This window comes from Bifidobacterium aerophilum (assembly GCF_010667685.1).
GTDB lineage: Bacteria > Actinomycetota > Actinomycetes > Actinomycetales > Bifidobacteriaceae > Bifidobacterium > Bifidobacterium aerophilum.
The window spans coordinates 1-13997 of record NZ_WHZW01000022.1; the positions used below are offsets into that span (position 1 = coordinate 1).

A 13997-nucleotide genomic window follows, 5' to 3' on the forward strand; every position below is an offset into this window, starting at 1 on the left:
ACGTTTTTCAAACAACACCACGCATGGTGCGAGCGTCAGCGTCGCCACTCAATCCATCAGTTAACTAAACACGGTGCTTTCACCGGGTGCGCACATACCTTGTGGCAAACTGTTGGATAGTCAGGTGGGGCGGTGGCTCCCCACGAAGAGCAGCGCGAGAGTCGAAAGAGGTCAGCGTGGTCAACGATCCGAAGGAAGACATCCTGCATGTCGAGGGCGGCAAGCCCCTCAACGGCACCATTAAGGTGCGCGGCGCGAAGAACTTCGTCAGCAAGGCGATGGTGGCGGCGCTGCTTGCGCCCGGCAAGTCGGTGCTCAAGAACGTCCCCGAGATCCGCGACGTGCACGTCGTGTCCGATCTGCTGCGCCTGCACGGCGTGGACGTGAACGTGGACGGCAAGAACGGCATCGTGACCATCGACGCGACCCATGTGCAGCTCGCCGACGTGGCCGACGTGGACACGCTGTCCGGCTCGTCGCGCATCCCGATCCTGTTCTCCGGCCCGCTCGTGCACCGCTTGGGCGAGGCGTTCATTCCCGCGCTCGGCGGCTGCGCGATCGGCGGACGTCCGATCGACTTCCATCTGGAGACCCTGCGCAAGCTCGGCGCGACCGTCGACAAGGAGCACAAGGACGGCATCCACATCTCCGCGCCCGACGGACTGCACGGCGCGAAGATCCACCTGCCATACCCGTCCGTCGGCGCGACCGAGCAGACGCTGCTCGCCGCCGTGCTCGCCGAGGGCAAGACCGAACTGTCCGGCGCGGCCATCGAACCGGAGATCATGGATCTGGTTGCCGTGCTGCAGAAGATGGGCGCGATCATCTCCGTGGACGTGGACCGCACGTTCCGCATCGAAGGCGTCAAGGAGCTCAAGGGCTATACGCACACGGCCCTGACCGACCGCATCGAGGCCGCGTCGTGGGCCGCGGCGGCGCTTGCCACGCACGGCGACATCTTCGTCAAGGGCGCGACCCAGCCGGAGATGATGACCTTCCTCAACGTGTTCCGCAAGGTCGGTGGCGAATTCGACGTGACCGACAAGGGCATCCGCTTCTGGCATCCGGGCGGCGACCTGCACCCGGTCGCCATCGAAACCGACGTGCACCCCGGTTTCATGACCGACTGGCAGCAGCCGCTCGTGGTGGCGCTGACGCAGGCGAACGGCCTGTCGATCGTGCACGAGACCGTGTACGAGAACCGTTTCGGCTTCACCAAGCCGCTCGTGCAGATGGGTGCGACGATCCAGCTGTACCGCGAATGCCTCGGATCCCTGCCGTGCCGCTTCCAGCAGCGCAACTACAAGCATTCGGCGGTCATCTTCGGACCGACCCCGCTGACCGGCCGCGACATCGACGTGCCGGATCTGCGCGGCGGCTTCTCGCACCTGATCGCGGCGCTCGCGGCCTCCGGCCCGTCGAACGTGCAGGGCATCTCGCTCATCGACCGCGGCTACGCTGACTTCCGCGGCAAGCTCGAGGCGCTCGGCGCGGACTTCGACTGATCGCGTCGGCGGGATCGCAGTGGCCGGCATCCGGATTGTTGTTCCGGGTGCCGGCCATTTTTATTGCCGACCGGGGCGGTTCTCCGATGAGTTTGGGGCGGTGTCCCGCTGTCGTGGGTCTGCGTGGGGCCGGTTCATTACGGCATCCGGGAATTGCCCCGCACAACGTATGCTGTTCGGGGCGATTCCCTGACGGGTTCCGTGATATACCCCGCGGGGCGGGCTGTATGCGGGGCCGAATGCCGATGACTTCCCTGAGCTGCCCCGCGAAATACTCCATACGCGGGGCAGCTCAGGGATGAGTTCCTGAATTGACCTCGTCGGACGGCGCGGCCTTCAGGATTCGAGCCGTTTGGCGATGGGAATGACGGCCAATGAGCCTATGGCCAATGCGGCGGCCGAGACAAGCAGCACCGCCGCGACGGGGAAGCGGTCATAGGCCCAGCCGTACAGCATCTGGCCGAACGGCTGGGCGCACATGCACAGCGCGGAGAACATCGCCATCACCTTGCCGGTCATCGACTCCGGCGTACTCAGCTGAATCGCGGGTACGGCGATCAGATTCGTGAAACAGGCCGCGATCACCGATGCGCACATACCGGCCACCAGCACCGCGAGCTGCGTTGCCGGGTCGAGCGGCAGCAGGAATACGATGCCCTGCGGCAGCGTGGTCAGCGCGAACATGGCGGTCGCGGCCGGCAGATGGCGAACGGCAAGACGCGCGGCGAACAGTCCGGCGAGAAACGCGCCGGCCACGCCCGCCACGCCGACCAATCCGTCGGATATGCCGTACACGGTCGCGTCGAATCCCAGTACGGTGCGGATCGTGTACGGAAACCCGACCGCGGAATAGCCGATCGTGACGAAATTGATCGCCGCCGCATACAGCGCCAGGTGGAACACGGCCGGCCTGTCATATGTCAGGAACCGCAGTCCGGCTTTGAGATCCTCGATCGGCGTGGGAAGCCGGTCGCCGTCGGCCGTGCGATCCGGTGCGGCGAGACGGATGAAGCATTCGAGGACGGCGGCCATGGCGAAGCTCGTGATCGTGACCGCCATCATCACGCGGATGCCGACCATCGCGTACAGCACGCCGCCGAGGAAGCTCGGCAACAGGGAGCTCAGCTGCTGCACCTGATTGATGACGGCCATCGCGCGACGCATGGTCGCCGGTCCGTGTGCACGGAACATCTGGGGGAGTGCGGCCTGGACGGTCGGCGTCTCGAACGCGCCGAGCACGGCGAGCGCCACCTGCATGACGGCGATCGCGGCGATATTGAATCCGACGACGGCGAAGACGATCGCGCTGGCGAGTACGAGTGCCGCCGATGCGGCGTCGAGCGCGACCATGATCGTGCGGCGGTTCATCCGGTCGGCGAGCACGCCGCCGAACGGGGAGAGGATGATCGTCGGGACGATGGAGACGGCGAGGATGGACGCGAAGACGGCGGCCGAGCCGGTTTCGTCGAGCACCCACATCGACATGGCGAAGCGCAGCATCATGTTGCCGAACAGCGAGATGCCCTGGCCTGCGACGAGCAGGATGAAGTCGCGGGAGATGAGCGGGGAACGGGCGGCGGTGTTGTCCGGAGGAGTCGCACTTGTCGGAAAATTCACGTTGCCCGGTCCTGGTTCTGTTGCCGCAGTGGTTCTCGACGTTGGCCGTGTTGCGTTGCGATGTGTCTGATTGTCGCGGGTCATTAGGGGTTCCTTTCTCGCTTGTCCTTTGTCATACCGATTTTTCATACCGGACGACGGTATGAAAAGAAACGTTGATATGACGCCGGATTGGGCGGATGGTGTCGGGTTGGCATGACAACGGATCGGGTGGGCTGGCGGACGATTGCGGACCCCGAAGTGGCTTGCGGCTTATCCGGTGGGTGCGGGCTATCCGGTAAGTACGGGGTCATCCGGTGGTCCTCGCGCCGGCGCGACTTTTTTCGGAAAACAGCCGCATCGTCCGGAAATGGTTGCGCTGAGTGGTCGTCAGTGCAACCATTTCCGGGAATCGCGGGTTGTTTCCGAAAATAGTTGCGTTGGGACAAACTCAGCGCAACCATTTTCGGAGGATGGGGAAGATTGCCGAAAATAGTTGCGCGAGCAAGTGGACTCGAGCGATTAGCTGGGGTGTGAGTCGGCGGAATGCCGGCTGTCGGAATGTTGATCGGCGGCGTCCGGGCTGTCGGAATGCCGGCGGGGGCACGGAGTGTCGAAGGCGGCGTAAAGGTCGGCGGTGAGATCGATGAGCTCGTCGTCGAAGACCGGCACGCCGATCGCGTCGAGCATCGTCGCAAGGCATTGGACGCGATGCTTCAGCTGTGCGGGCGTGGCGGGGTAGAAATGCGGCAGCAGCCAGTAGTTGAACAGCAACGCGATCAGCTCAGCGGCCTCCTGCGGGTATTCGGTCGGAATCGACCCGTCCCGCACACCCTCGTCGATAAGCGGGCGGAAGCTGTTCGGAAGCTGCGACGACCAGAACCGCATGTTCTCGGTGAAGTATTTCGGATCGTCCAACAGGGGCAGCGCCACACGGTTGATGTCGCGATGGTCGGCGCTGGTCGTGAATATGCGAAACAGTTCCCGCAGCTTCTGCAGTCCGGTCATGCCGGGATTGTCGAACACGGTTTTGGTCTGCGCGTTGATGCGTTGCGCGTCCTCGTCGCCGAGACGGTCGAGGATCGCCTGCTTTGACTTGAAATGGTGATAGATCGCGCCTTTCGACAGGTCGCCGAGCCGGTTGACGATGTCCTGGATGGAGGTCTTCTCGTATCCCTGTTCCATGAACAGTTCGCGGGCGGCGTCGAGGATGCGCCGTTCGGTCACTTCGGGGTGCGCGTTGCGTGCCATCATTGCCTCGTTTCTGTACGGTGATGCGGCCTGCCGACACGGCTGGCGGCTTGTCGTACGGTCATCATTATACATACCATCGGTCGGTATGCATAATTGGATGGTGACATCGTGTGGTGGTTTTCGTTCGCCGACGGTACCGTCAGCGAACGAAAACCGCCACGCGAGTAAGCACGCGACGTGACGAACGATACGGACATGACGGATGAATGCGGACGATGGAGCGTGTATGCGAAGGCCGGCGGACGACGATCCCCTGCGGCCGTCGTTCGTGGGTTGCGGCACAATAGGGCACATGGCATCCAAAGGAAAACCGTCGCCGCGATCCGCGGTCAAGCCTCTCTCCAACGAGCAGGTGGACCGGCTCGCCAAGCGGCATCATCTGGTCGACCCGATGCGCGACCTGCCGACCGGTCCGAACCGTCGCATCAACCAGCCGGAAATCGACGCGCAGAACCCGAAAGGCACCAGGCGTCTGCTCAAGGGCGTCGACGTCGTCTTCAACACCAGCTGCAAGACGCTCGCGTGGGGACTCGACAACATCCCCGAAACCGGCCCGTTCATCACCGCCGCCACGCATGTGACGATGTTCGACGTGTTCGTGCCGATGGCGAGCCTGTTCCACATGGGCCGCCGCCCGCGCTACATGGCCAAAGCGGAGATGGCGCACTGGCCGCTGATCGGCAAATGGTTCCAGATCGTCGGCATGCAGCCCGTCCAGCGCCGCTCCGGCAAGGCCAAGGTGATCGAGGAGACGTCGATCGAGATCCTCACCTCCGGCCGGCCGCTCACCGTGTGGCCGGAAGGCACGGTGACGCGCGACCCGAAGAAATGGCCGATGAGCATGAAGAACGGCGTCGGCGTGATCGCGCTCGAGGCGTCGCGCCGACTCGGGACCCAGGTGCCGCTGTTCTGCGCGGTGACGTGGGGTGCGGCCAGCATCAACCACTGGTGGCCATGGCCGCGCAAGAACGTCGTCATGTGCTACGACACGCGGCTCGACTACGCCGACCTGCTGGAAGGCAGCGATGCGTGGGCCGAAGGGATTGATGGCGTGCCGGAAGCCGCCGCCGACGAACTGACCCGGCGAATCCGCGTGCGCATGACCGAGATCATGGCCGAGATCCGCGGCGAGGACGCACCCGACGGGTACTGGGACTACCGGACGATGAGCCGTGTGAAGGGCTGAGGGTTTGCCGGGCTTGGCGTGTTGGGTATGTCACCCCCTCAGTCAGCTGCGCTGACAGCTCGTCCAGCAATTATGGACGGTCTGCGACCGCGTTTTGCCGGCTCGCCTGACGGTTCGCACGTTGCCTGCAAACAGCGCTGCTGTTTGCTTCACGGCAACGTCCCTTCAGGGGGAGCAAGAAATAAGGGGGCGACTGCGCTGACAGCTATTCAGTCGGGCGACCAAAGATTTGATAGCAATGAGATATAAGGAGAATAACGGTATGAAGATCACGGTATTGGGCGCCGGTGCCTGGGGCACCGCCTTCGGACAGGTACTGGCCGACGCGGGCAACGACGTGACCATGTGGGCCATCGAACCCGAGATCGTCGAGGGCATCCGCGACCACCACCACAACGGTGTGCGCCTGCCGTCCGTCGAGAAGCTGCCCGACAACATGACCGCAACCGGCGACCGCGCCGAAGCCGTCAAGGACGCCGAAATCGTCGTCGTCGCCATCGCCGCGCAGTTCGCCCGCGTCGCGCTCGCCGAATTCAAGGGCCTCATCCCCGAAACCGCGATCGTCGTCAGCCTCATGAAAGGCATCGAGCGCACCACGAGCAAGCGCATGGACGAGGTCGTGCGCGAAGCCCTCGACCTGCCGGCCGAACGCTTCGCCGCCGTTTCCGGTCCGAACCTGAGCAAGGAGGTCGCCGACCGTCAGCCGGCCGCCACCGTCGTCGGCTGCGCGGACCTCGACAACGCCCGCAAGGTCGCCAAGGCCTGCACCAACGGCTATTTCAAGGCGTTCGTCACCCGCGACGTCATCGGCCTCGAAATGTGCGGCTCGCTCAAGAACGTGACCGCGCTCGCCGTCGGCATGGCCCGCGGCGCCGGCTACGGCGAGAACACCGCCGCGATGATCGAGACCCGCGGACTTGCGGAGCTCACCGCCCTCGGCAAGGCCGCCGGCGCCGATGTCAAGACCTTCTCCGGCCTCGCCGGAGTGGGCGACATGACCGCCACGTGCGGCTCTCCGCTGAGCCGCAACTACATGTTCGGCGCGAACCTCGGCAAGGGGCTGAGCGTCGAGGAGGCCACCAAGGCCAGCAACGGCGTGGCCGAAGGCGTGCCCACCACCGACGCGGTCGTCGCGCTCGGCAAGGAGCTCGGTGTGGCCACCCCGCTCGCCTATGCGATGAGCCGCGTGCTCGCGGACGGCATCTCCTGCCAGGAGATGCTCGGCCTGCTGTTCGGCGACGAGATCACCGAGGAGTGACCGGGCTGCCGGGTAGTCTGTTGCCCCGGTATTGTTGATCGTTTCAGGAACGGTAAAGGAAGAACATGACCAAGAAGCGCATTGTGGTGATGTATGGCGGCAAGGCCGACGAGCATTCGATTTCCTGCATTTCGACCGCGGGCGTGCTCAAGGCGCTCGACACCGACAAGTTCGAGCCGATTGCGGTGGGCATCACCAAGTCCGGCCAGTGGATCGTGGACGGTGAGGACCCGCGCGGCTGGGATCTGGGCGGTTCCGCGCTGCCGACCGTCGAAAAGACCGCCGGCTCGCGCGACGTCGTGCTCGACGTGGCGCTCGGCCAGGACGGCTTCTTTGCCCGCAATGCGGACGGTACGCTGGAATCGCTCGGTCACATCGACGCCGTGTTCCCGGTGCTGCACGGTCCGTTTGGTGAGGACGGCACGATCCAGGGCCTGTTCGAGATGATGAACGTGCCGTACGTGGGCTGCGGCGTGCTTGCATCCGCCGCGTGCATGGACAAGCACTACACCAAGGTGCTGCTGGCGGCCGCCGGCATTCCGGTCGCGCCCGGCATCACGCTTGACGCGCGCGGCTTCGACGCGTCGACCAAGTTCGCCGCGAACGGCGAGGACATCCTCGCGCAGGTCGAGGCGGCGGGACTCCAGTACCCGCTGTTCGTCAAGCCGTCGCGCGCCGGCTCCAGCTTCGGCGTGACCAAGGTCGAGCATGAGGGCGACGCGGCCGAGCTTGCCGCCGCCGTGTTCGAGGCCAGCCACCACGACTGGCGCATCCTCGTCGAGCAGGGCATCGACGCGCGCGAGATCGAATGCGCGGTGCTGTGCCCGAAGGCCGGCGACGAACCGAAGGCCAGCTGGCCGGGCGAGATCGTGCTTGACAAGCGCGCCGGCGGCGACGACCAGTTCTACGATTTCGACAGCAAGTACATGGACTCGTCAGCCAGCCACGTCGAGGTGCCGGCCAACCTGCCCGACGAGCTGCTCGAACGCGTGCGCGAGATCGCGGTGCGCGGCTTCAAGGCCGTCGATGGCGCGGGTCTGAGCCGTGTCGATACGTTCGTGACGCCGGACGGCGACGTGATGATCAACGAGATCAACACCATGCCCGGTTTCACGCCGATCTCCATGTATCCGAAGGCGTGGGAGGCCACCGGCGTGAGCTACACCGACCTCATCACCACGCTCATCGAGGGCGTGCTGCGCTGATTTGTTTCGTCGGCCGACGGTGATGCCCTGTGTCATGGCCAGTGTCATCTGGCTGGGACACAGGGCATTGCCATATGTGGTGAGCCATCACGATGTATGTCTTTTCGCAAACCCTGAGGCAGTTTTCCCATGTTGACGAGGCCGATTTGCAAACTCTGAGGCAGCCGTTGTCCCGGAATCCATCGCGGCATGGGGGAAAACGGCGGATTCATGCCGCAGGCAGCTGGATACTAGCCTCAAGGTTTGCAGAAAGACCTTCTCGCCCGTCAAAAACCGCCTCAAGGTTTGCGGAAAGCTAGACAGGCCAGTGCTGCGGCCGCCTGAATGGCCAATGGACCGTGGATTAGCGGTTACGCGCCGACGGCGGCACGCTGCTCCAGGGCATCGACGCCCGACAGCGCACGGGCCGCCGCATCGCGTGCCGTCGACAGCAGCAGGTCGGGCTTCGCGAACACCAGCACCTGCCCTTCGATGCCGTAGGGCGAGAATCCCGTGAACTTCACGATCGGCACGGTTCCCTCCGCCGCTACGTCGATCGTGCCGTGCTTCACGGCCTCGACGATACGCCGCTCGACGTCCTTGACGTCGCTGCCGGCCTTCGCCGTGAACGGCACCGTCACCAATCCTTCATTCGCCGGCGTGAGCTTTTCCAACGATGCCGTGTTGAGCACCGAATTCGGGATCACCATTTCATTGCCGTTGCGCTCGCGCACCACGGTCTGTCGCCAGGTGATGTCCTTCACCACGCCGGTCGTGCCGGCTACCGTCACCAGGTCGCCTGGCTGGATCACGCGCCCGAACATCAGCCCGAATCCCGAGATCACGTTTGCGACCGTGTCCTTCAGGCCCAGCGACACCGCGATGCCGCCGACGCCGAGCGCCGTCATCAGCGTGGTCGGGTCGATGCCGAACACCGGCTTGAGCACAATCGTCGCGGCGACCACCCAGATCAGCACGCGCACGATGTTGACGAAGATCGACGCGCTCGGCATGTCCGTGTGATCCAGCACGCGGCGCAGCACCTTGCTGACCACCTTCACGACCGCCCATGCGGCGACGAGCACCACGATGAGGAACACGATCTTGCCGGCGTTCGCGGTCAGCCACTTGATCATCAGGTTCATCATGTCCAGTCCAGCATCCGCCGTATCGCTCATCATGCCTCTTTCGTGTCGTCCGGTGATATCCGCCTATATCCTACCGGGGTGATGCGGCGGAACCTGTGACTACCATGAAAGCATGGGCAATATTCTCGATGGCGCGCGTTCGAATTTCCGCACGTTCGACGAACTGCCGTTCAACGCGGTCGATTCGCTGACGCTCAGCGAGCTCGCATACATCCATATGCCGGAATCGGTGCCGCGTCATGAGACCACCACGACCGTGCGCTGCGTGCCGATGACCGCCACGTTGCGTGCGGAAGACTATCCGTCCATGGTCACGACCGGCTCGCAGTCGGTGAACGAATACCGGCTGAACCTGCTGCGGGCCGTCTGCGAATCGCCGCGATACCGCGGCATGCGCGTGGGGGAGTACGCCGAACGGCTTGACTCGGACGACCAGACGCAGTTCGCGGCCATGACCTTCGATCTGAGCGACTGCGTCGGCATGCGGGCGGACGCGGGCGGCACGCTGTACGTGGCGTTCCGTGGCACGGACAACACGCTCGTCGGATGGAAGGAGGATTTCAACATGGCCGTGCGGTGCCCGGTGCCGGCGCAACGTTCGGCGGCGGCGTACCTGCGGTCGGTGGCCGACCGTTCGACGGGAGCGCTGGGCTCCTCGCCGGCGACGATCATGGTCGGCGGTCATTCCAAAGGCGGGAACATGGCCATATACGCGGCCATGTTGTTGGGGGCGTCCCAACCCCGTGTCACGCGTATTTTCAGTCATGACGGCCCTGGTTTCGATGCGGCCGTCACGCGGTCTGACGCATATCGTGCGGTGTGCGGGCGCATCGACAAAACCGTTCCCGAATCGTCGGTCATCGGCATGCTGCTGGACGACGGCGACGTTGCGCATACCGTCGTCAAGGCCGACGCGATCGGCATCCTGCAGCATATGGGCGGCAGCTGGCAGGTCGCGGACGGTGAATTCGTCACCGCGCCCGAGCTGACCGTCGGAGCGCAGTTCGCGGACAGGACGATCGGCGCGTGGCTGGACGGGGTCGACCAGCGGCAACGGGAGATCACGGTCGATCAGACGTATGATGTCATCGCCGCGGCCGGATACGACAATTTCGCCGATCTCGCCGCGAACTGGACCGCGGCGCTGCCGAAGATCCTCGTCGCGGCGAGCGGCACTGACCGCAAGACGCGTGAGCTCATCTCGTCGGTGCTCAAGGGGTTGCCGTCCAGCGCCGTGCGCACGCTGGTGCGGCGTGACGAAACCGTGTGACGGTCGGCTGCTGCCGGTCAGGCGGCTGCGCCGGCGGTCGCGCCCGGCAGGTTGTTGCGGAAGATGCGATGCCAGTAGCCGAGCAAATCCTTGCGCGACAGTGACAGGCACATGCTCATCGCCAGCACGGCCATGTCCTCGTTGAGCAGGTCGTCGAGTTCCACGGTGCCGCGCAGGTCGGGCCAGCGTCTGAGCACGGCGAGCATGCCGCCGACCGTGAAGTCCAGCATGAGATCGGTTTTCAGGTCGGGACGTTCCGGCAGCTGCAGGCTGTGGATGATGGTGAGGCGGCCGAAGTCGCGCAGCGAATCCACCAGTTCGGGGGAGCTGTGGGGGCCCGCGATGAGCGCGAGCCGGTCGAGGCGCTCGCGGTGTTCGGGCGACTGCAGCAGGTTGGTGATGTTCTCGCGCCAGGTGGCGTCCGGATCGGAGTCGGGCGTGGGCAGGGCCGTCTTGGCTTCCTGAACGACGTGCATGATGGCGGAATCGGCGAGTTCGGACAGGCCGCTGAAATGGTAGTAGAACGAGTTGCGGTTGACGTTGGCCTCGTGCACGATGTCGGTGACGGTGATCTTGTGGTATTCGCGCTCCGCGAGCAGGTCCCAGAACGCGTTCTCCATGCGTTCCTTGGCGGGCAGGATCTCGGAATCCCTACGTGGGCGTGGCATGGCGGCTCCGTCAGGCGTTGCGGCGAATTATTGGTCGGGGTGTCCAGACAATCTGTCTAGACACCGTGTCTAAGCCGTCATGATACACCGTTATTGGACAACGTGTCTATGGAGGATGGCCGGCTGGCGCCTGAGACCTGCGCCGTATCGTCGGCGCGTCGTGATGGGCGCGGGTGCCCGCCGGCCCGATGGCCGTCGCGTCCTTATCGCCGCGACACCTTGGTATTGCGGGCCAGCGCCGCCTGCAACAGGATCATCATCGCCTGCGTGATGTTGCGCCGGTCCTCGGGGCTCAGCCCCACGAACGTGCCGAGCATCTCCGGGATCGCCTTCGCGCCGGCCGCCATCACATCGCCGATGTTGTTCGCCCCGCTCGCCTCCAGCACCGCGAACAACGCGTCCACCGCATGCTCGCGCTGCTCCTGGCTCAATCCCGCCATCCATTTGTTCAGCGACTCGTTGAACAGCTTCGAACTATGCGCCAGATCCTCCACCTGCACGAACTCGCCGCCGCACATCTGCCAGGAGAACGCGAAATGCTGCATCACGCCCTCCACGTCGGACTTGACCACCGTGCAGCGCTCCGGTGTCTCCAGAATCATGCCAATGATCGACGAATCCGGCACGATCTTGACGATCCGGTCCTTCACCGTGCCGTACTCGTACCCATGCACCACGTCCGGCGGGAAACCGGGCCCGTCCAGCGAATAGATGCGCATGACGCGCTCGCGCACCTCGTCGGGTGCGTTCATCGCCGCGTACACGGCCAGGTTGCCGCCCTTCGAATGTCCGGTCAGGATGATCGGCCCGTCCCACAGCCCGGCGACCTGCGTGAGATATTTCGCCGCCGACACCTGCGCCGGCACCGGATACTGGAAGGACATGTTGAAATCCTCCTTCCAGCCTACCAGCGAATCGTCGGTGCCGCGATACGAGACGATCAGCGTGCCGTCCGGCAGTCGGAACGTCAGCGCGGCGAACTGCGTCTGCCTGTCCGCGCTGAACTCGGCGGCGTACGCGCCCATGACGATGCCGGAAAACCGCGGATTGGCGGCGCATGCTCGGTAGAAGTCGTGCGTCAGCTGCGGGTTGACCAGTGCGACGGCGTTGACGTCGTGATCGCTGACGATCTGACCCTGATGCAGTTCGCGGTCGGCCTGCTCGACGGTCATGCCGTCGAATGGCGGATGACTCAGATGATGCAGCGACGTGACCGGATGACGGAAGGAGAACGAGTGCAGCCGGCTGCGCAGCGTGCCGTAGCGGTGCAGTTCGTCATCGAGACGCGGCATGTCGTTCGGCACGTCGTCGTAGATGAGGATCGCCAGCGCCAGCGCGTCGGCCGCGCCGAACGGCAGCGTCGCAAACCCGCGCGTCTCGGTGCGCGCGTAATCGGTGATGTTGCCCATCGCGCACCTCCTTCGCCGTGCGTCCCCGAACGTGTTGCGCGGAACCTCCATGTCGGCCGGCCGCGCCCTGCGCCGGCCTCGCGTGTACCGCTACGTATGATCTTAGTGAATTGTCGTCACGCCGCCGGCGAAACTCCCCGCATCGCGCGAAATTGGCGTGTTGCCACGACTCTGACCGTCATTGTGCCCGGCGGGTGGTAGAAACGAACCAACACACCGGCGACGAATGCCAACAGGGAGGTTGCGATGATCAACGAAACATACAAGGCGATGCTTGGCGGCAAATCCGTGATCCGTACCTTGAGCGAGTATGCGACCGCGCGCGGGGCCGAAATCGGCTACGACAACGTGTTCGACTACAGCCTCGGCAATCCGAGCGTGCCGTGCCCGCCCGACTTCACCAAGACCGTCATCGACATGTACGAGACCGCCGAGCCGGTCAAGCTGCACGGCTACAGCCCGTCGCTCGGCCTGCCGTCCGTGCGCGAGACGATCGCCGACAGCCTCAACCGCCGTTTCGGCATGGACTACACCGGCGACTACGTCTTCCCGACCACCGGTGCGGCCGGAGCGCTTTCGCATGCCCTGCGCGTCGTGACCAAGCCGGGCGACGAGGTGATCACGTTCGCGCCGTACTTCCCCGAATACCAGCCGTACGTCAGCGGCACGGGCGCGTATCTGACCGTCGTGCCGGCCGATACCGAGAACTTCCAGATCAACTTCGACGCGTTCGAGGCCGCGCTCGGGCCGCAGACCGCGGCGGTGCTCATCAACACGCCGAACAACCCGTCCGGCGCGGTGTACTCGGCGGCCACGCTCGAACGTCTCGCCTCGATCCTGCGCGCCCGCCAGGAGGAGTACGGCCATGACATCTTCCTCATCAGCGACGAGCCGTACCGCGAGATCGTCTTTGACGGCGGAGAACAGCCGTACCCGGCGAAGTTCTACGATAACACGCTTACCTGCTATTCGTGGTCGAAGTCGCTGAGCCTGCCGGGCGAGCGCATCGGCTATGTGGCCGTCAACCCGCGCGCCACCGACGCGAAGCTCATCGTGCCGATGTGCGGCCAGATCTCGCGCGGCACGGGCCACAACTGCCCGAGCTCGACCATGCAGCTGGCCGTGGCGAAGGTGATCGACGAGACGAGCGATCTGAGCGTGTACGAGACGAACATGAACCTGCTGTACGACGCGCTCACTTCGATCGGTTTCGACGTGGTGCGCCCCGGCGGCACGTTCTACATCTTCCCGAAGGCGCTTGAGGACGACGCGACCGCGTTCTGCATGAAGGCCAAGGACTACGACCTGATCCTCGTGCCGTCGGAGAGCTTCGGCGTGCCCGGATACTTCCGCATGGCGTACTGCATCGACACGGAAAAGGTGAAGCGGTCCATCCCGGTGCTCGAGAAGTTCGCGCACGAAGTGTACGGCCTGTGATGCTTTGCGGCCGGCGATAATGCGCGAAATACCGGGCGACACGCCGAGATTTGCATGTGCGGGTGTTCTCGTGTAGATTATC

The 13997-nt window shown here is 64.4% G+C and carries 11 protein-coding genes; 6 read left to right on the forward strand and 5 right to left on the reverse strand.

Translation table 11 applies throughout. The features are described 5' to 3' along the window. Positions 1-176 precede the first annotated feature (176 nt). Complete coding sequence (gene murA, locus GFD25_RS09925) at positions 177-1505, forward strand: UDP-N-acetylglucosamine 1-carboxyvinyltransferase (protein WP_163232408.1); 1329 nt, start codon at positions 177-179, stop codon at positions 1503-1505. A gap of 336 nt (positions 1506-1841) precedes the next feature. Here the strand turns inward: murA and GFD25_RS09930 are convergent, their stop codons facing one another. Both GFD25_RS09930 and GFD25_RS09935 read right to left on the reverse strand, forming a co-directional pair. Beyond that, positions 1842-3122, reverse strand: a complete 1281-nt coding sequence (locus GFD25_RS09930) for an MFS transporter (protein ID WP_338024652.1) — start codon at positions 3120-3122, stop codon at positions 1842-1844. Between the two features lie 501 nt (positions 3123-3623). Beyond that, the gene (locus GFD25_RS09935; protein ID WP_163232485.1) at positions 3624-4352 is read right to left on the reverse strand and encodes a TetR/AcrR family transcriptional regulator; all 729 of its coding nucleotides are present in this window, start codon (positions 4350-4352) and stop codon (positions 3624-3626) included. 295 nt (positions 4353-4647) lie between these two features. Between GFD25_RS09935 and GFD25_RS09940 the strand changes: the two genes are divergently transcribed. The 3 genes from GFD25_RS09940 (at position 4648) to GFD25_RS09950 (ending at position 8004) form a co-directional block, all read left to right on the forward strand. After that, positions 4648-5541, forward strand: a complete 894-nt coding sequence (locus GFD25_RS09940; protein ID WP_163232412.1) for a lysophospholipid acyltransferase family protein — start codon at positions 4648-4650, stop codon at positions 5539-5541. 262 nt (positions 5542-5803) lie between these two features. Next, positions 5804-6799, forward strand: coding sequence for an NAD(P)H-dependent glycerol-3-phosphate dehydrogenase (locus tag GFD25_RS09945; protein WP_163232414.1), 996 nt, complete (start codon positions 5804-5806; stop codon positions 6797-6799). A gap of 65 nt (positions 6800-6864) precedes the next feature. Further along, complete coding sequence (locus GFD25_RS09950; protein ID WP_163232417.1) at positions 6865-8004, forward strand: D-alanine--D-alanine ligase family protein; 1140 nt, start codon at positions 6865-6867, stop codon at positions 8002-8004. 350 nt (positions 8005-8354) lie between these two features. Here the strand turns inward: GFD25_RS09950 and GFD25_RS09955 are convergent, their stop codons facing one another. Continuing rightward, complete coding sequence (locus GFD25_RS09955; protein ID WP_420837557.1) at positions 8355-9161, reverse strand: mechanosensitive ion channel family protein; 807 nt, start codon at positions 9159-9161, stop codon at positions 8355-8357. An 82-nt stretch (positions 9162-9243) separates the two neighbouring features. Here GFD25_RS09955 and GFD25_RS09960 point away from each other — a divergent pair, with 82 nt between their 5' ends. Next, the gene (locus GFD25_RS09960) at positions 9244-10401 is read left to right on the forward strand and encodes an Mbeg1-like protein (RefSeq protein WP_163232420.1); all 1158 of its coding nucleotides are present in this window, start codon (positions 9244-9246) and stop codon (positions 10399-10401) included. 17 nt (positions 10402-10418) lie between these two features. On the opposite strand, the gene GFD25_RS09965 is transcribed toward GFD25_RS09960, so the two are convergent. After that, positions 10419-11069 (reverse strand): TetR/AcrR family transcriptional regulator, encoded by a 651-nt coding sequence (locus GFD25_RS09965; protein ID WP_163232423.1) that lies wholly within the window; start codon positions 11067-11069, stop codon positions 10419-10421. Between the two features lie 203 nt (positions 11070-11272). Continuing rightward, entirely contained in the window at positions 11273-12478 is a 1206-nt protein-coding gene (locus GFD25_RS09970) for a DUF2974 domain-containing protein (RefSeq protein ID WP_163232424.1), read from the reverse strand. A 246-nt stretch (positions 12479-12724) separates the two neighbouring features. On the opposite strand from GFD25_RS09970, the gene GFD25_RS09975 reads away from it, so the two are divergent. Then, on the forward strand, positions 12725-13915 hold the full coding sequence (locus GFD25_RS09975; protein WP_163232426.1) for a pyridoxal phosphate-dependent aminotransferase: 1191 nt from the start codon (positions 12725-12727) through the stop codon (positions 13913-13915). The last annotated feature ends 82 nt before the right edge of the window (positions 13916-13997 follow it).